Here is a 20979-nt window from a genome sequence, read left to right as displayed (position 1 = left end):
GGGACCCGGCGTGCGCCCGGGTCCCCGCCGATCGGGGCGGAGCCGGCAGGTCAGTCCGCGGAGACCTGGTCGGCGCGTACGTCGTCGGTGGATACGCCGTCGGTGGATACGCCATCGGCAGGTGCGAAGGGGGCGGGTACGCAGGCGGCCTGGGTGGTCACCTCCGCGAGCCAGTCGCGTACGGCGGCCGCCGTGGACGCCGCGAACTGCCGGTCCATGATGCTGAAATGGTCCCCCGGCACGTCGATGACCTGCGAGGCCGCCACCGGGGTCTGCCAGCCGGCGCCGTCGCCGTCCTCGGCCACCACCGGCTCGCTGGCGCGGACCAGGCACGACGGCACCGTCAGCCCCCGCGCCTCCCAGTCGAGCAGCAACTCGCCGCAGATCCAGGCCGAGGCGGTGATCTCCTCCAGCCGGAACCCCTCGTCGGCCTGACGCCGGTCCAGCGCACGGGCCCGCTCCAGCCCGACCCGGGCCATCTCGTTCTTCCAGCGCTTCAGCACCGGGCTGTTCATCGGGTACGAGTCGAGCAGCACCACGGCCAGCGGGTCGCGGCCCCGCCGCTGCAACTCCCGGGCGATCTCGTGGGCGAGCACACCGCCGGAGGAGAGCCCGGCCAGCGCGAACGGGCCGTCCCCGACGTACTCCTGCACCGCGTCGGCCAGCGTCGCGATGAGCACCTCACCGCTCTCTGGCAGCGGGGTGTCCGCCGCGAACCCGGGCGCCACCAGCGCCGACACCTTCCAGTCGGCGGCCAGTTCGGCCGCGAACCGGTTGTACGTCTGCGGCCCGTTCAGCGCCAGCGGCGGGCAGACGCAGACCAGGTGCGGGCCGCTCTCCCCCGCCGACAGCCGCACCGGCACCGGCCGCCGCGCCTCCCGCTCGGCATCGCCGTAACGGGGGCGCAGCCGCGCCGCGGTGAGCGCGAACGCGTCGCCGAGGTCGGCCCGGCCGCTCTCCAGCGCCCCGAGGTAGAGGTCCTGCATCGGGTCCCTCGGCGCGGGTGTCTCGGCCACCGCCGCGGCGGAGGGGCCGCCGCCGATGCCGCCGAACTTCGTCCCCAGGAAACCGGCCAGAGTGGCGGCGTCCGGGTGGTCGAAGACGAGCGTGGCGGGCAGCGGCAGACCGGTGGCCGCCTGGAGGCGGTTGCGCAGGTCGACGGAGGTCAGCGAGTCGAAGCCCAACTCGCGGAACTCCTTCGTCACGTCCAGCCCGTCGCCCGGCGCATGGCCCAGGACGAGGGCCACGTGGTCGGCGACGAGCCGCAGCAGGTACGCGTCCCGCGCCGCCGCATCGGGCAGCTCGGCCAACCGGCGGGCCAGGTCGGCGGGTTCGGCGTGGTGGCTCCCGGCGGCGCGGCGGGCGGGCTGCCCGGCGAGGGTGCGCCACAGCGGGGGGAGGTCGCTGCGGGTGCGGAGGGCGCTGAGGTCCAGCCGGGTCAGGGCGATCGCGGGTTGGGGGCCGGCGAGGGCGGCGTCGAACATCGCCAGGCCCTGGTCGACGGTGAAGGGCGGGGTGCCGGAGGCGGTGATACGGCGCATGTCCGCCTCCGACAACTCGCCCGTCAGGCCCGCACCTTGGGACCAGGGGCCCCACGCCATCGACACTGCGGGAAGACCGGCGTGGCGGCGGTGCTGCATGAGCGTGTCCAGGAAGACGTTGGCCGCCGCGTAGTTGCCCTGACCCGGGCTACCCAGCACCCCCGCGAGCGAGGAGAACACCACGAAGTGCGTGAGGTCACGCTCCCGGGTCAGCTCGTGCAGATGCCACGCCGCATCCACCTTCGGCGCCAGCACCCGGGCCAACCGCTCCGCGGTCAGCGACGAGACCAGCCCGTCGTCCACCACCCCCGCCGTGTGGACCACACCGCTCAACGGCACGTCCGCCAGCAACTCCGCCAACGCTCCACGGTCACTGACATCACAGGCCGCCACACGGGCCCGGGCACCCAACTCGGCCAGTTCGGCGACCAGTTCGGCACCGCCACCACGACGGCTTACCAGCAGCAAGTCCCGCACGCCATGCGTACGCACCAGGTGCCGGGCCACCTCCCGCCCGAGCCCGCCCGTACCACCGGTGACCAGCACCGTACCGTCATCGAAGCCCGCCGACTCCGTATCCGAGGCGTCCGGAGTGGCCGTCACCCGCACCAGACGCGCCGCACGGACGACACCCTCCCGGACAACAACCTGCGGCTCCCCGCCGACCGCGAGCTTGGCGATGAGATCGGTGTCCAGAGAGGTAGCCGACGCTTCGACGTCCACCAGGGCGATCCGGCCCGGATGTTCCGCCTGCGCCGACCGCACCAGACCCCACACCGCCGAACCCGCCAGATCAGCGACCGCCTCCCCCGGCTCCGCCTCGACCGCACCCCGCGTCGCCACCACCAACCGGCTCCCGCCGAACCGCTCATCCCCCAGCCACCGCTGCACCTGAGCCAACACCCAACCGGTCACCTCATGCGCCGAGCCCACCACATCGCCCGCGGCACCGTAGGCCGCCAACACCAGCACATCCGCACCCGGTTCGACGTCCTCCGACACACCGAACACCGCCACACCCGCACCCGGCACCCCCTCCTCCGGCACCGCCACCACCGACGACCAGTCCAACCCCAGCACCAGCCCGGACCGCACACCACCGGACACACCGCCGGCCGCCACTGGCCGCATCACCAACGAACCGATGCTCACCACCAACCGGCCGTCGCTGTCGGCCAGTTCGACCCGCATGCTGTCCGCGCCCGTCCGCACCAGGTGTACCCGGGAGGCGGTCGCGCCACCGGCATGCAGGGTCACGTCCGAGAAGCTGAACGGCAACCGCCCGGCCGGCGCGGGCTCCAGCCCCACGAAGGCACTCGCTTGGAGCGCGGCATCCAGCAGCGCCGGGTGCACCCCGAACCTTCGGGCCCGGTCGGCCTCGTCGTCCGGGACCGCCACCTCGGCGTAGACCTCCTCGGGTCCGGCCCAGACCTCGCGCAGCCCCTGGAACGCCGGGCCGTACGCGAAGCCGTGGTCGGCGGTCAGCCGGTAGAAGTCCGAGACGTCGACCCGCCCACCGCTCTCCGGCGGCCACTGCCACCCGGCCGCCCCGGCGGCGGAGGCGTCGCCCAGTACGGCGCTCGCGTGCCGGGTCCAGGGCTCGTCATCCGTCGTCCGGGCGTACACCGCGAGCCCACTGTCGTCGTTGACCACCACCTGCACCTGCACGCTCCCCGCCTCGGGAACGACCAACGGCGCCTCCACGACCAACTCCCGCAGTCCACCGGCCCCCACGGCATCGGCACCCCGAACCGCCAGCTCCACAAAGCCCGTTCCCGGGAACAGCACCACCCCGTGCACCGCGTGATCCCGCAACCACGGCTGCGTACGGAGCGACAACCGCGACGTCAGCACCACGGCACCCGAGTCCGGCACCGACACCACCGCACCCAGCAGCGGGTGTTCGGCGGACGCCAGCCCGGCTGCCGTCACGTCGCCGGCCGGCTTCGGCTGGGCCCAGTAGCGGCGCCGCTGGAAGGCGTACGTCGGCAGATCCACCCGGCCCGGTTTCCGGCCGCCCGCCAGGGTCTGCCAGCCGACCGGCACGCCCTGGACGAAGAGTTCCCCGGCCGCCAGCAGCGCGGTCCGCTGGCCCTCCCGGTCCTTGCGCATCAGGGCCACCGCAACAGCGTCCTCGGCGTTGGCCTGCGCCAACCCCGCCACGACGCCGTCCGGACCCGCGTCCAGGAACGTGTCCACGCCTTGCCCGGCCAACCACGCCAGACCATCCGCGAACCGGACCGTCGAACGCACCTGCTGCGCCCAATACTTCGGCGACGTCATGTCCGCCGGCTCACCCGTCAGGTTCGACACCACGGGGATGCGCGGCTCCGAGAACTCCACGTCGGCGATCGCCGCCATGAAGTCCTCCACCATCGGGTCCATCAACGCCGAATGGAACGCGTGCGACACCCGCAGCCGCGTCGTCTTCACACCCAGCGCCTTGAACTGCTGACCCACCGCGAGGACAGCGGCCTCCCCGCCCGAAACGACCACGGAGCCGGGCGCGTTGACCGCCGCCACCGAGACGCCCTCGGGCAACTGGGGCAGCACCTCAGCCTCCGGCGCGGCAATCGCGACCATCGCCCCACCCTCCGGAAGCGCCTGCATCAAACGCGCCCGTGCCGCCACGAGCCGGCAGGCGTCCCGCAGGTCAAAAACCCCCGCCACATGAGCCGCCGCCACCTCACCAATGGAGTGCCCCAGCAGATAGTCCGCGCGCACCCCGAAGGACTCCAGCAACCGGAACAACGCCACCTCGACGGCAAACAGCGCGGGCTGTGCCCACCCCGTCGCGTTCAGCACCTCCGCATCCTCACCCCACACCACATCCCGCAACGGCACCTCCAGATGCCGGTCCAACTCCCCCACCACCTCGTCGAAGGCCGCAGCGAACACCGCCGACTCCCCGTACAACGCGCGCCCCATCCCCAGCCGTTGCGCACCCTGACCCGCGAACAGCACCGCCACCCGGCGCCCGTTCCGCCCCACACCCTGCGCCACGTTCGCCACCGACTCCCCAGCCGCCAACGCCCGCAACCCATCCGTCAGCTCACCCGCATCAGCACCCACCACCACGGCCCGGTGCTCGAACACCGACCGCGACAACAACGCCGCACCCACTGCCACCGGGTTCGCCCCGTCCACCGCCGACACCAACCGCCCGGCCTGCGCCCGCAGCGCCTCCTCCGAACGACCCGACACCACCCACACCGTCCCGGCACCGCCGTCCTCCACCACGGACTCCGGCTCCGCCTCGGGCGCGGCCTCCAAAATGACGTGCGCGTTTGTCCCCGAGACGCCGAAGGACGACACGCCCGCGCGGCGCGGCCGGTCCGGGTCCGCCGACGGCCAGGCCACCGGCGCGGTGACCAGTTCGACGCCGCCCGCGGACCAGTCGACCTGGGAGGACGGCGCGTCCACGTGCAGGGTGCGGGGCACCACCCCGTTCTGGAGGGCGAGCACCATCTTGATCACGCCCGCCACGCCCGCGGCCGCCTGCGTGTGCCCGATGTTGGACTTCAAGGACCCCAGCAGCAGCGGCCGTTCGGCGGGGCGGCCCTGACCGTAGGTCGCGAGCAGCGCCTGGGCCTCGATCGGGTCGCCGAGCGTCGTACCGGTGCCGTGCGCCTCCACCACGTCCACGTCGGACGGCGACAGCGAGGCCGCGGCCAGCGCCTGCCGGATCACCCGCTGCTGCGAGGGACCGTTCGGCGCCGTCAGACCGTTGGACGCGCCGTCCTGGTTGACCGCGCTGGACCGTACGACCGCCAGCACGCGGTGGCCGTTGCGCTCCGCGTCCGACCGGCGCTCCACGACCAGCACGCCCACGCCCTCGGACCAAGCGGTGCCGTCGGCCGCTTCGGCGAAGGCCTTGACCCGGCCGTTGGCGGCCAGCCCGCCCTGGCGGCTGAACTCGACGAAGCCGCCCGGGGTGGCCATGACGGCCACGCCGCCGACGAGCGCGAGCGAGCACTCCCCCGCGCGCAGCGCCTGACCGGCCCAGTGCAGGGCGACCAGCGACGACGAGCAGGCGGTGTCCACGCTGACCGCCGGGCCCTGGAGGCCGAGGGTGTAGGCGACCCGGCCGGACAGCACGCTGAGCAGGCCGCCGGTGAGCAGGTGCCCCTGGGCTTCGGGGGTGGCGCCGGCGACCTCGCTGTAGCCGGACGGGGCGGCGCCGACGAAGACGCCGGTGGAGGTCCCGGCCAGGGCGGCCGGGTCGATGCCCGCGTGTTCCAGGGCCTCCCAGGAGGCTTCCAGCACCAGCCGCTGCTGCGGGTCGGTGGCCATGGCCTCGCGCGGGGAGATGCCGAAGAAGGCGGCGTCGAAACCGCCCGCGTCGTCCAGGAAGCCGCCCTCGCGGGTGACCGAGGAGCCGGCGCGCTCGCCGTTCGGGTCGTAGAGCGCCTCGAGGTCCCAGCCGCGGTCGTCGGGGAAGCCCGACATCACGTCGACGCCGTCGGTGACGACGCGCCACAGGTCGGCGGGGTTGTCCACACCGCCGGGGAAGCGGCAGGCCATGCCCACGATGACCATCGGGTCGTCGGCGCCGTCGGCCGTGGGGACCGGCAGGGCCGGCTGGGCGTCCGCGGTCTGCGCCGAGGTGTCGCCGAAGCGCTCGGCCAGGTAACCGGCGATGCGGGCGGCGTTGGGGTAGTCGAAGACGAGGGTGGTCGGCAGGCTCAGGCCGGTGACGGTCTGGAGCCGGTTGCGGAACTCCACCGCGGTCACCGAGTCAAAGCCGAGTTCCTTGAACGCCTGGGTCGCGTCGACCTGTTCGCCCGAGTCGTGGCCGAGGACCGCGGCGGCGTGGTCACGGGCCGCGGCGAGCAGGTGGTCGTAGCGCTCCTGCGGGCTCATGGCGCGCAGGTGACCGCCGCCTTCCGGCGTCTCCTCCGGTTCGGCCGCGGCCGCCTCCGGCAGCAGCGAGAACAGGCGGGTCGGCCGGGCCATGCCGAAGGTCGGTACGAAGCGCGACCAGTCCATGTGGGTGACCGCGACATTGGTGTCGCCGTCGCTCAGCGCCTGGTGCAGGGCGGCGACCGCCAGTTCGGGCCGCATGGGGTGCACTCCGAGCCGCGTGAGGTACTGGGCGTAGTCGGCGTCGGCGGCCATCATGCCCGGCGCGTCCCAGGCGCCCCAGGCCACGGACAGGGCGGGCAGGCCGCGGGCCCGGCGGTGCCCGGCGAGGGCGTCGAGGCAGGCGTTCGCGGCGGCGTAGCCGCCCTGGCCGGCGCTGCCCCAGGCCGCGGCGCCGGAGGAGAACAGCACGAACGCGTCCAGCTCCAGGTCGCGGGTGAGTTCGTCGAGCAGCAGCCCGCCGGTGACCTTGACCCGCAGCTGCGCGCGCAGTGCCTCCTCGGTGAGGTCGGCGACGGCGCCGCCCTCGTCGACCACGCCCGCCGCGTGCATGACGGTGCGCAGCGGCAGGTCGGCCGGGACCGCGGCAATCAGCGCCGCGACGGTCTCCCGGTCGCCGATGTCCCCGGCGGCCACGCTCACCCGGGCGCCCGCGGCTTGGAGTTCGGCGGTCAGCTCCGGGACGCCGTCCGCGGCCGGGCCGCGGCGGCTAACCAGGACGACGTGCTCGGCGCCCGCCCCGACCAGCCAGCGCGCCACATGGGCGCCGACCCCGCCGGTGCCGCCGGTCACGATCGCGGTGCCGCTGGTCCGCCAGGCCGCGGGCAGTCCGGCCGCCGGGGCGTGCACCAGGCGCCGGGCGTACAGCCCGGACGAGCGGACGGCGAGCTGGTCCTCGCCGTGCCCGCCCGCGACGACCGCGCCCAGCCGCTGCCGGACCGCGTCGTCGATGACCTCGGGCAGGTCCAGCAGACCGGCCCACCGCTCGGGCACTTCGAGGGCGGCCACCCGGCCGAGGCCCCAGGTCGCCCCCGGCCAGACGCCGCCGATCCGCTCCTCGCCGTGGACGGCGACCGCGCCGCGCGTCACCGCCCACACCGGCACCCGCACCTGCTGCACCAGCCGGACAGTGGACAGCAGCCCTTCGACGTCGTCCCGTACCGCCAGCAGCGACACCACGCCCGGGCAGGCCGGGCTCACCTCCAGTGCCGTGCCGTCGTCCTCGATCAGCTCGCCGCCCACGGCCTCGGCCACCGCCACCGTCCACGGGTCGGCGGCGTACCCGGCGGGCACGACCACCGCCCAGCGTGCGGCGGGCGCGCCGGCGAGCCGGCCCGTCGCCGACACCGGCGCCCACGTCTCCCGATAGCGCCAGCCGTCCGCGGCGGTCGCGGACTGCCGCTGGTCGCGCCAGCGCAGCATGGCGGGCACCACGTCCGTCAGCGCGGCGCTGTCGACGCCCAGCGAGCGGGCGAGCCCGGCGACGTCGCGGCTCTCCATCGACGCCCAGAACTCGGCGTCCACCGGGTCGCGCAGCGCGGGGTCGTGGGCCGCCACGGCCGCCTGCGGCCAATACCGGCGGTGCTGGAAGGCGTACGTCGGCAGGTCCACCCACTCCGCGCCGCGACCGGTGAACAGCCGGTCCAGCGCGACGGGGACGCCGTGGGCGAAGAGTTCGGCCGCGGACAGCAGGAAACGGTCCAGGCCGCCCTCGTTACGGCGCAGGGTGCCCGTTGCCACGGTGTCCTCACCGAGCGTGTCCTGCACGGCCATGGTGAGGACGGGGTGCGGGCTGACCTCCACGAACGCGGTGAAGCCGTCGGCCGCCAGAGCCCGTGTCGCCTGCTCGAACTCCACGGTCTGGCGCAGATTGCGGTACCAGTAACCGGCGTCCAGGGTGGAGGTGTCGATGCGCTCGCCCGAGACGGAGGAGTACATCGGCACGGGCGACGCGACCGGGTCCACCTCGGCCAGATCGGCGAGGACCTGGGCCTCGATCAGCTCCACGTAGGCGGAGTGGGAGGCGTAGTCCACGGGGACCTTGCGGGCCCGCACTTCCTGCTCCTCGCATCGGGCGATCAGCGCGTCCAGTTCCTCCACCGGACCCGCCACCACGACCGCACCCGGACCGTTCACGACGGCCACGGACACGTTCCCCGGCAGCAACTCCCTTACGGCGTCCACCGGCAGCGACACCGCGACCATGCCACCCTTGCCCGCCAACTCGCCCGCGATAGCGCGGCTCCGCAACGCCACCACCCGCGCACCATCAGCCAAGCTCAGCCCACCGGCCACACACGCTGCCGCGATCTCACCCTGCGAATGCCCCACCACCGCCGCCGGCTCCACACCCCACGAACGCCACACCGCCGCCAACGACACCATCACCGCCCACAACACCGGCTGCACCACATCCACCCGCGCCAACATCGCCTCGTCATCGAGGACTTCCAGCAACTCCCAGTCCACGAACGGCCGCAACGCCTCCCCACACGCCACCATCGACCCCCGGAACACCTCCGAGGCACCCATCAACCCCGCAGCCATCCCCACCCACTGAGCACCCTGCCCCGGGAACACGAAAACCACCCGGCGGACCTGAGCACCCCGAGAGACGCCGCGCACGACGTTCCCCACCGGCTCACCCGCCGCCAACGCCCGCAACCCAGCGGCCAGTTCGGCCCGGTCCGCCCCCACCACCACCGCACGGTGATCGAACAGCGACCGCGACAGCAGCGCCGCACCCACACCCGCCGGCTCCCACTCCGCCGACTCCACCGCCGAGAGCAGACGCTCCGCCTGACCCCGCACCGCACCCGCCGTACGACCCGACACCACCCACACCACCGGAGACACCACACCCGGCTCCGGCTCCACCTCCGCCTCGACCGCCACCTCGACAGGAGCCGCCGGAAACTCCAGGATCACGTGCGCGTTCGTCCCGGAGATGCCGAACGACGACACACCGGCACGCCGGGGCCGCCCGGTCTCCGGCCACGGCACGGCCTCGGTGAGAAGCCGCACCTGCCCGGCCGTCCAGTCGACGTGCGTGCTCGGCTCGTCCACGTGCAGGGTGCGGGGCAGCATGCCGTGCCGCATCGCCAGCACCATCTTGATCACACCCGCCACACCGGCCGCGGCCTGGGTGTGCCCGATGTTCGACTTCACCGCGCCGAGCCAGAGCGGCCGTTCCGCCGGCCGGTCCTGGCCATAGGTGGCGAGCACCGCCTGCGCCTCGATCGGGTCGCCCAGGGACGTACCGGTGCCGTGCGCCTCGACGGCGTCCACGTCGGCCGGCGACAGGCCGCCCGCGGCCAGCGCCTGCCGGATCACCCGCTGCTGGGAGGGGCCGTTCGGAGCGGTCAGACCGTTGGACGCGCCGTCCTGGTTGACCGCGCTGGACCGTACGACCGCCAGCACGCGGTGGCCGTTGCGCTCCGCGTCCGACCGGCGCTCCACGACCAGCACGCCCACGCCCTCCGACCAGCCGGTGCCGTCGGCGGCGTCCGCGAACGCCTTGCAGCGGCCGTCCGACGCGACGCCGCCCTGCTGGGTGAAGCCGACGAAGGTGCTCGGGGTGGCCATCATGGTGACGCCGCCGACCAGCGCGAGCGAGCACTCCCCCGCGCGCAGCGCCTGACCGGCCCAGTGCAGGGCGACCAGCGACGACGAGCAGGCGGTGTCCACCGTGACCGCCGGGCCTTCGAGGCCGAGGGTGTACGCGACCCGGCCGGACAGCACGCTCTGCGCGTTGCCGGTGAGCGCCTGCGGCTCGGCCTCGTCGAGGGCGTCGGCGATGACCTCGCTGTACCCGGACTGGTAGCTGCCGACGAAGACGCCGGTACGGCTGCCGGACAGCCGGTCCGGGGCGATGCCGGCGTGCTCCAGCGCCTCCCAGGACGTCTCCAGCAGCAGCCGCTGCTGCGGGTCGGTGACCAGGGCCTCGCGCGGGGAGATGCCGAAGAAGCCCGCGTCGAAGTCGAGTGCCCCGTCGAGGAAACCGCCCTCGCGGGTGGCCGAGGCGCCGGGGCCCGCCGGGTCGTACAGGGCCTCCAGGTCCCAGCCGCGGTCGGCGGGGAAGGGGGACATGCCGTCCTCGCCGTTGGCGATCAGCCGCCAGTAGCCGTCGAGGTCCCGCACACCGCCCGGGAAACGGCAGGCCATGCCGACGATGACGAGCGCGTCGTCGGCGACGGAGGCGAGCGGCGGCAGCGTGTCCGCCGTGCCGCGCGGGGCGTCGCCGAACTGCTCGGCGAGGTGCCCGGCCAGCCGCCGCGCGTTCGGGTAGTCGAAGACGAGGGTGGCCGGGACGGCGAGGCCCGTCGCCGCCTGGAGCCGGTTGCGCAGCTCGATCGCGCTGAGCGAGTCGAAGCCGAGGTCCCGGAACGCCTGCGTGGTGTCGATCTGCTCGCGCGAGGCATATCCGAGCACCGCGGCCACGTGGTCGGCGACCAGCGTCAGCAACTCCTCCTCGCGGTCGGCGCGGGTGCGGTGCGCCAAGCGGTGCGCCAGGTCGGCGGGTTCGGCGTGGTGGTCGCCGGCGGCGCGGCGGGCGGGCTGCCCGGCGAGGGTGCGCCACAGCGGGGGGAGGTCGCTGCGGGTGCGGAGGGCGCCGAGGTCCAGCCGGGTCAGCGCGACGGCTGCTTGCGGACCTGCCAGGGCCGCGTCGAACATCGCCAGGCCCTGGTCCACGGTGAAGGGCGGGGTCCCGGAGGCGGTGATACGGCGCATGTCCGCCTCCGACAACTCACCCGTCAGACCCGCACCTTGAGACCACGGGCCCCACGCCATCGACACTGCGGGAAGACCGGCGTGGCGGCGGTGCTGCATGAGCGTGTCCAGGAAGACGTTGGCCGCCGCGTAGTTGCCCTGCCCCGGGCTACCCAGCACACCCGCGAGCGAGGAAAACACCACGAAGTGCGTGAGGTCACGGTCCCGGGTCAGCTCGTGCAGATGCCACGCCGCATCCACCTTCGGCGCCAGCACCCGGGCCAACCGCTCCGCGGTCAGCGACGAGACCAGCCCGTCGTCCACCACCCCCGCCGTGTGGACCACACCGGCCAACGGCACCTCGGCCAGCAGCTCCGCCAACGCTGCACGGTCGCTCACGTCACACGCCGCAACGGTCACCTCGGCGCCTTCCGCGCCCAGCTCCTCGGCCAACTCCGGTGCGCCCTCAGCCGCGAGACCGCGCCGGCTGACCAGCAGCAGGCTCCGCACGCCATGCGTACGGACCAGGTGCCGGGCCACCTCCCGCCCGAGCCCGCCCGTACCACCGGTGACCAGCACCGTACCGTCGCCGAAGCCGGCCGGGGCCGTGTCTGGAGCGTCCGGGGCGGCCGTCACCCGCACCAGGCGCGCCGCACGGACGACACCCTCCCGGACGACCACCTGCGGCTCCGCACCGGCCGCGAGCTTGGCGATGAGATCGGTGTCCAGGGAGGTAGCCGACGCTTCGACGTCCACCAGGGTGATCCGGCCGGGGTGCTCGGCCTGCGCCGACCGCACCAGACCCCACACTGCGGCGGCCGCCAGATCGGTGACCGTCTCCCCGGGTCCGGCCTCGACCGCACCCCGCGTCGCCACCACCAACCGGCTCCCGCCGAACCGCTCATCCCCCAACCACCGCTGCACCTGACCCAACACCCAACCGGTCAGCCCATGCGCCGACGCCACCACATCGCCCCCGGCACCGAACGCCGCCAACACCAGCACATCCGCGCCCGGTTCAAGCTCCTCCGACACACCGAACACCGCCACACCCGCACCCGGCACCTCCTCCGGCACCGCCAGCACCGACGACCAGTCCAACCCCAGCACCAGCCCGGACCGCACACCACCGGACACACCGCCGGCCGCCACCGGCCGCATCACCAGCGAACCGATGCTCAGCACCAACTGACCGTTGCTGTCGGCCAGTTCGACGCCCACGCTGTCCGGTCCCTTGCGGGTGACCCGGACCCGGGTCACCGTCGCGCCGCCCGCGTGCAAGGTCACGTCCGAGAAGCTGAACGGCATGCGGCCGGCGGGGGCGGGCTCCAGCCCCGCGAACGTGCTCGCCTGGAGCGCGGCATCCAGCAGCGCCGGGTGCACCCCGAACCTACGGGCCCGGTCGGCCTCGTCCGCGCCGACGGACACCTCCGCGAAGACCGTGCCGTCGGCCTGCCACACCTGCCGCAGGCCCTGGAACGCGGGACCGTACGCGAAGCCGCCCTCGGCCATCCGTGCGTAGAAGTCGGTGACGTCGACAGGCGCGCCCTCAGACGGGGGCCACTGCCACCCGGCCGACCCGGCGGCGGAGGCGTCGCCCAGTACGGCGCTCGCGTGCCGGGTCCAGGGGTCGTCGCCGGTGGGCCGGGCGTAGACGACCGCGGTGCCGTCGTCCACGACGACCTGCACCTGGATGCTCCCCGTCCCGGGGACGACGAGCGGCGCCTCCACGATCAGCTCGCGCAGCCCGCCCGCCCCCACGGCGTCAGCGCCGCGGATTGCCAACTCCACGAAGCCGGTGCCGGGGAACAGCACCGTGCCCTGGACGGCGTGGTCGGCCAGCCACGGCTGCGTACGGAGCGACAGCAGCGACGTCAGCACCACCGTGCCGGTCTCCGGCAGCGACACCACCGCGCCGAGCAGCGGGTGTTCGGCGGACGCCAGCCCGGCCGCGGTCACGTCGCCCCCGGCGAGGGACGCCTGCGGCCAGTAACGGCGCCGCTGGAAGGCGTACGTCGGCAGGTCCACCCAGCCGGGCGTGCGCTCGCCGAACAGGCCGTCCCACCTCACCGGCACGCCGTGCACGAAGAGCTGGCCCAGTGCGTGGTGTGCGACCTGGACCCCCGTACGGTCACCACGTTGCAGGGCCACGGCGGCGGCGTCCGCGATCCCGTTGAGGCCGACCAGTCCGGCCAGCACCGCGTCCGGCCCCGCCTCGACGAAGGTGTCCACGCCCTCCCCGGCCAGCCACGCCAGCCCGTCGGCGAACCGCACCGCCGAACGGACCTGCTGGGCCCAGTACGTGGGGGACGTCATGTCCGCCGGCTCACCCGTCAGGTTCGACACCACGGGGATGCGCGGCTCGGCGAACGTCACGTCGGCGATGGCCGCGGTGAAGTCTGCCAGCATCGGGTCCACGAGCGCCGAGTGGAACGCATGAGACACCCGCAGCCGCGTCGTCTTCACACCCTGCGCCTTGAAGTGCTCGCCCACCGCGAGAACGGCGGTCTCCTCGCCCGAAACGACCACGGAGCCAGGCGCGTTGACCGCCGCGAGCGACACCTCGTCGGACAGGTGCGGGCGTACGTCCTCCTCCGGCGCCGCAATGGCCACCATCGCCCCACCGACCGGAAGCGCCTGCATCAAACGCGCCCGCGCCGCCACGAGCCGGCAGGCGTCCCGCAGGTCAAAGACCCCCGCCACATGAGCCGCCGCCACCTCACCAATGGAGTGCCCCAGCAGATAGTCCGCTCGCACCCCGAAGGACTCCAGCAACCGGAACAACGCCACCTCGACCGCGAACAGCGCGGGCTGCGCCCACCCCGTGGAGTTCAGCTCCTCCGCGTCCTCGCCCCACACCACCTCCCGCAGCGGGACATCGAGGTGCTGGTCCAACTCCGCCACCACCTCGTCGAAGGCCGCAGCGAACACCTCGCACTCCCCGTACAACACGCGCCCCATGCCGAGCCGTTGCGCACCCTGGCCGGTGAACAGCACCGCGATCCGGCGCCCGTTCCTTGCCTCGCCCTGCGCCACGCCCGCACTGGGCTCGCCCGCCGCCAACGCCCTTAGTCCGGCCGTCAGTTCGGCCGCATCAGCGCCCACCACCACCGCGCGGTGGTCGAAGAGCGACCGGGAGAGCAAGGCCGCACCCACCGCTGCGGGGTTCTGGCCCTCCACCGCGGACACCAGCCGCTCGGCCTGGCCGCGCAGCGCCTGCTCCGTACGGCCCGACACCACCCACACCGTCCCGACGCCGTCCGCCGGTGCGGCTTCACCCTCCGCCTCGGGCTCCACGTCAACTTCGGGCGCCGCCTCCAGGATCACGTGCGCGTTCGTCCCCGAGATACCGAACGACGACACCCCCGCCCGCCGGGCGCGCCCCGTCTCCGGCCACGCCACCGACTCCGTCACCAACCGCACATGGCCCTGCTCCCAGTCCACATGCGAACTCGGCTCATCCACATGCAACGTCCGCGGCAACACCCCATGCCGCATCGCCAACACCATCTTGATCACACCCGCCACACCCGCAGCCGCCTGCGTATGACCGATGTTCGACTTCACCGCACCCAACCACAACGGCCGCTCCTCCGAACGCCCCTGCCCGTACGTCGCCAACACCGCCTGCGCCTCGATCGGGTCACCCAGCGTCGTCCCCGTACCGTGCGCCTCCACCGCGTCCACATCCGCCGCACCCAACCCCGCAGCCGCCAACGCCTGCCGGATCACCCGCTGCTGCGACGGACCGTTCGGGGCGGTCAGACCATTCGACGCACCGTCCTGGTTCACCGCACTGGACCGCACCACCGCCAGCACGCGATGACCATTCCGCTCAGCGTCCGAGAGCCGCTCCACCACCAGCACACCCATGCCCTCGCTGAAGCCCGTCCCATCCGCCGCCTCAGCAAACGCCTTGCACCGACCATCAGCAGACAACCCACCCTGCTGAGAGAACCCCACAAACGTGTGCGGCAACGCATTCACCGTCACCCCCGCCACCAACGCCAGCGAGCACTCCCCACCCCGCAACGCCTGACCGGCAAGGTGCAGCGCCACCAGCGACGACGAGCACGCCGTATCCACTGTGAGCGCGGGACCGACCAGGCCCAGCGCGTAGGCGACTCGGCCCGACAGGACGCTCTGCGCGCCGCCGGTGAGGAGTTGGGCGTTCGCGTCGGCGTCCGTCATGGCCTCGCCGGCGACCTCGGAGTAGCCGGACTGGTAGCTGCCGACGAAGACGCCGGTCGACGAGCCGGCCAGCGTGAGCGGGTCGATACCCGCGTGCTCAAGTGCCTCCCAGGAGCCCTCCAGCAGCAGGCGGTGCTGCGGGTCCGTGGCCAGCGCCTCACGCGGGGACATCGCGAAGAAGCCGGCGTCGAAGTCCATGGCGCCGTCGACGAAGCCGCCGGCGTGGGCGAGTTCGGTCAGCAGGCCGGTGTCCCAGCCGCGGTCGCCGGGGAAGCGGGTCATGGCGTCGCGACCGTGCGCCAGCAGGTCCCACATGCCGTCCGGGTCCCAGACGCCGCCGGGGAAGCGGCAGGCCATGCCGACGATGACGAGCGGGTCGTCGTCCACCGACCGGAGGACAGGCAGTGCGTCGACGGGGACCGCGGTGACGCCGCCGAGGCGCTCGGCCAGGTGGCCGGCGAGGCGTTCGGCGCTCGGGTAGTCGAAGACGAGGGTCGAGGGCAGGGCGAAGCCGGTCACGGCCTGGAGCCGGTTGCGCAGCTCGACCGCGGTCAGCGAGTCGAACCCGATCTCGCGGAAGGGCTTGGTCCCGTCGATGTCGTTGCCCGACGGGTAGCCGAGGACGGAGGCGACGTGGTCGCGGACGAGGGTGAGCAGGTGTGCGGCACGCTCCTGCGCCGGGAGCGCGGCCATGCGCGCCGCGAGGCCGTCGCCGCCCGCGTCCTGGGCGGCGGCCGCACGGCGCGGGGCGGCGGGCACCAAACCGCGCAGCACCGCCGGGAGTTCGCCCTGCGCGCGCAGGCGCGCCAGGTCGAGGCGGGCCAGGGCGAGCACGGGACGGTCGGCGGCCAGCGCCTGGTCGAAGAGGGCCAGGCCCTGCGCGACCGTCAGCGGCGGCACGCCCGAGCGCGCGATGCGGCGCATGTCGACCTCGGAGAGGGTGCCGGTCAGGCCCACGTCCTGGGTCCAGGCGGCCCACGCCATCGAGACGCCGGGCAGGCCGTCGTGGCGGCGCTGCTCCATGAGCGCGTCGAGGAACATGTTCGAGGCGGCGTAGTTGGCCTGCCCGGGGCTGCCGATGAGCCCGGAGAACGACGAGAACACGGCGAAAACCCGCAGGTCGGCGTCCCGGGTCAGCTCGTGGAGGTGCCAGGCGGCGTCCACCTTCGGGCGCATGACCCGGTCCATCTGGGCAGGGCTCAGCGAGGCCACGGTGCCGTCGTCCAGGAGGCCCGCGGTGTGCACCACGCCTGTGAGCCGTACGCCGTCCAGGGCGGCGGCCAGCGCGTCGCGGTCGGCGGCGTCGCACGCGGTCACGGTGACCTGGGCGCCGTGGCCGGCGAGTTCGGCGACGAGTTCGGCGGTGCCGTCGGCGTCGGCGCCGCGGCGGCTGAGCAGCAGGAGGTCGCGTACGCCGTGGACCGTCACCAGGTGGCGGGCGACCTCGCGGCCCAGGCCGCCGGTGCCGCCGGTGATCAGGACGGTGCCGTCGGCGGGGAACAGGGGGGCGGGCGCCGCGTCGGTGCCGGCGTCCGGGCCGCTGTCCGTGTCGGGGTCCGGGCCGCTGTCCGGGCCGGCGGGGACCCGGGTGAAGCGAGGGGCCTGGAACACGGCACCCCGCAGGGCGAGTTGCGGCTCGTCCACCGCGAACGCGCGGGCCAGGAGCGCCCCGTCCACGGCGGTGCCCGGCTCGACGTCCAGCAGCAGGAAGCGGCCCGGGTCCTCGGTCTGCGCGGTCCGTACCAGGCCCCACACCGAGGCGGCGGCCAGGTCGGTGACGGTCTCGCCCGGACCGGTGGCGACCGCGCCGCGGGTCACCACGGCCATCCGGGTGCCGGAGAAGCGCTGCAACCGTTCGAGCACCCAGTTCGCCGTCGCGTGGACGGACTCCACGACCTGCTCGCCCGCCGGGGTGACGTCCAGTACGACCACGTCGGACGGCGCGGCGTCGGCGTCGGCGTCGGTCTCCGTGTGCGCGGCCGTGGCCGCGGCCGGGCCACGTACAGTGCTGAACTCGACGTCCTGGAGGCCGCTTTCCGGTGCCGCCGCGTCCGACCACTCGAGGGCCAGCATCGCACCGGGCCGGGCCTCGGCCGCCAGAGTCTGCGCGGTGAGCGGGCGGAGCACGAGCGAGCCGATCGACAGGACGGGAGCGCCGGTCTCGTCGGCGAGCAGCAGCGAGATCGCGTCGGTCCCGGCGGGGGTGATCCGGGCCCGTACGCGGGTGGCGCCGGTGGCGTACAGGGTGACGTCGTTGAACGCGAAGGGCAGCCGGCCCAGTTCGGTCGGCGCGAGGTCGGCGAAGGTGGAGGGGTGCAGGGCCGCGTCGAGCAGCGCGGGGTGGATGCCGAAGGCCCCCGCCCCGCCCCGGACGTCCGCCGGGAGCGCGATGTCGGCCAGGACGTGGCCGTTGTGCTGCCACGCCCGGGTCAGGCCCTGGAAGACCGGGCCGTACCCGAACCCGCTGTCGGCGCTGCGGTCGTAGAAGTCCGCGAGGTCGATGGGTGTGCTGCGGGGCGGCGGCCACGCGCCCGCCAGCTCGGCGGTGTCAACGGATGCGCCGTCTACGGCGGTTGCCCCGGTGGCGTGGCGGGTCCAGGGCTCTTCCTCGCCGGTACGGGCGTACACCGCCACCGTACGATCCGACCCGTCCACGACGACCTGCACCTGGACGCTCCCGGTCTCGGGAACGACCAACGGCGCCTCCACGACCAACTCCCGCAGACCGCCCGCACCCACCGCGTCCGCGCCCCGAACCGCCAGCTCCACAAAGCCCGTTCCGGGAAAGAGCACCGTGCCGTGCACCGCGTGATCCCGCAACCACGGCTGGGCCCGCAACGACAACCGCGACGTCAGGACGACCGTGCCCGAACCCGGCACCGCCACAACCGCACCCAGCAACGGATGCTCCGCCGACACCAAACCCGCCGCCGCCACATCCCCCGCCACCAACGACGGCTCCGGCCAGTACCGACGCCGCTGGAACGCATACGTCGGCAAACTCACCCGCCCCGACACCCGGCCTGCGAAGAGCCCGTCCCACCGGACCGGCACCTCACGGACGAACAGTTCGGCCGCGGACAGCAGGAACCGGTCCATGCCCCCTTCGTTACGGCGCAGGGTGCCCGTCGCCACGGTGTCCTCACCCAGGGTGTCCTGCACGGCCATGGTGAGGACGGGGTGCGGGCTGACCTCGACGAACGCGGTGAAACCATCGGCCGCCAGCGCCCGCGTCGCCTGCTCGAACTCCACGGTCTGCCGCAGATTGCGATACCAGTAACCGGCATCCACAGTCGCCGTGTCGATCCGCTCCCCCGACACCGACGAATACATCGGGACGGTGGACGTGACCGGGTTCACCTCGGCCAGGTCGGCGAGGACCTGGGCCTCGATCAGCTCCACGTACGCCGAGTGGGACGCGTAGTCCACGGGCACCTTGCGGGCGCGTACCTCCCGCTCCTCGCACCGGGCGATCAGCGCCTCCAGCTCCTCCACCGGACCCGCCACCACCACCGCCCCCGGACCGTTCACGACCGCCACGGACACGTTCTCCGGCAGCAGTTCGCGCACCTCATCGACTGGCAGTGAGACCGCGACCATGCCACCCTTACCCGCCAACTCGCCCGCGATAGCGCGGCTCCGCAACGCCACCACCCGCGCACCGTCAGCCAAGCTCAGCCCACCGGCCACACACGCTGCCGCGATCTCGCCCTGCGAGTGGCCGACCACCGCCGCCGGCTCCACACCCCACGAACGCCACACCGCCGCCAACGACACCATCACCGCCCACAACACCGGCTGCACCACATCCACCCGCGCCAACGCAGCCTCGTCATCGAGGACTTCCAGCAACTCCCACTCCACGAACGGCCGCAACGCCTCCCCACACGCCACCATCGACCCCCGGAACACCTCCGAGGCACCCATCAACCCATTAGCCATCCCCACCCACTGAGCACCCTGCCCCGGGAACACGAAAACCACCCGGCGGACCTGAGCACCCCGCGAGACGCCGTGCACGACGTTCCCCACCGGCTCACCCGCCGCCAACGCCCGCAACCCAGCCGTCAGTTCGGCCCGGTCCGCCCCCACCACCACCGCGCGGTGATCGAACAGCGACCGCGACAGCAGCGCCGCACCCACACCCACCGGCTCCCACTCCGCCGACTCCACCGCCGACAGCAGACGCTCCGCCTGACCCCGCACCGCACCCGCCGAACGACCCGACACCACCCACGCCACCGGAGAGACCACACCCGTCTCCGGCTCCACCACCTCCGCCTCGACCGCCACCTCGACGGGAGCCGCCGGAGACTCCAGGATCACGTGCACGTTCGTCCCGGACATCCCGAACGCGGACACACCGGCACGCCGGGGCCGCCCGGTCTCCGGCCAGGCCAACGCCTCCTTGAGCAGGCGCACTTCACCCGTGCTCCAGTCCACCCGGGTGCTCGGCTCGTCCACATGCAGGGTACGGGGCAGCACCCCGTGCCGCATCGCCAGCACCATCTTGATCACACCCGCCACACCCGCAGCCGCCTGCGTATGACCGATGTTCGACTTCAACGACCCCAACCACAACGGCCGTTCCGCCGACCGCCCCTGCCCGTACGTCGCCAGCAACGCCTGCGCCTCGATCGGGTCACCCAACGTCGTCCCCGTACCGTGCGCCTCCACCACGTCCACATCGGAGGACGACAACTCCGCGGCCGCCAGCGCCTGCCGGATCACCCGCTGCTGCGAGGGACCGTTCGGCGCCGTCAACCCGTTCGACGCACCGTCCTGGTTCACCGCACTGGCCCGCACCACGGCCAGCACCTCGTGACCATTCCGCTCCGCATCCGACAACCGCTCCACCACGACCACACCGACACCCTCGGACCAGCCCGTCCCGTCCGCCGCGTCCGCGAACGCCCGGCACCGCCCGTCCGACGACAAACCGCCCTGCCGGCTGAACTCCACGAACGTGGCCGGGGTCGCCATGACCGTGACACCGCCGACGAGCGCCATGGAGCACTCGCCCGCGCGCAGCGCGTGACCGGCGAGGTGGAGCGCCACCAGCGACGACGAGCACGCTGTGTCCACGGTCACCGCGGGACCTTCGAGGCCGAGGGTGTAGGCGACCCGCCCGGAGACGACGGCGGGGGCGTTGCCCGTCAGCATGTGGCCCTGGAGGTCGTCGGACGACCCGCTCATGACGTCGCTGTAGCCGTAGGGCGCGGCGCCGATGAAGACGCCGGTCGGGGTGCCCGCGGTCTTGCGGGGGTCCAGGCCGGCGTTCTCCAAGGCGGCCCAGGACGCTTCGAGCAGCAGCCGCTGCTGGGGGTCGGTGGCCAGCGCCTCGCGGGGCGAGATGCCGAAGAACTCGGCGTCGAAGCCGCTGGCGTCGTCCAGGAAGCCGCCGCCGTTGGGGATGTCGTGCAGCAGCTCGGTGTCCCAGCCGCGGTCGGTCGGGAAGCCGCCGACCGCGTCGCCGCCGTCGGCCACCAGCCGCCAGAGGCCGTCGGGGTCCTCGACGCCGCCGGGGAAACGGCAGGCCATGCCCACGATCGCCAGCGGCTCGCCGACCGCGTCGACCAGGTCCTGATGCTCCTTGCGGAGTCGCTGGTTCTCCAGAAGCGACGCGCGCAGCGCCTCAACGATCTTATCCGAGGACTGAGTCATTTGGGCTCCG

General features: G+C 73.5%; 1 protein-coding gene. It reads right to left on the bottom strand.

Annotation, left to right across the window (positions count from 1 at the left end; genetic code table 11):
• Nucleotides 1-50: 50 nt before the first annotated feature.
• A complete protein-coding gene (locus AC3EVP_RS17780) occupies nucleotides 51-20969 on the bottom strand; it encodes a type I polyketide synthase (RefSeq protein WP_435130982.1) in 20919 nt (6972 codons plus the stop codon).
• Nucleotides 20970-20979 lie beyond the last annotated feature (10 nt).

The organism is Actinacidiphila sp. bgisy144 (genome assembly GCF_057708105.1).
This window is presented reverse-complemented; position numbering and strand designations above follow the sequence as displayed.

What these genes read in the sequence shown, in the direction of transcription:
- AC3EVP_RS17780 (WP_435130982.1), bottom strand. Translation starts at nt 20,969, where the DNA reads ATGACTCAGTCCTCGGATAAGATCGTTGAGGCGCTGCGCGCGTCGCTT.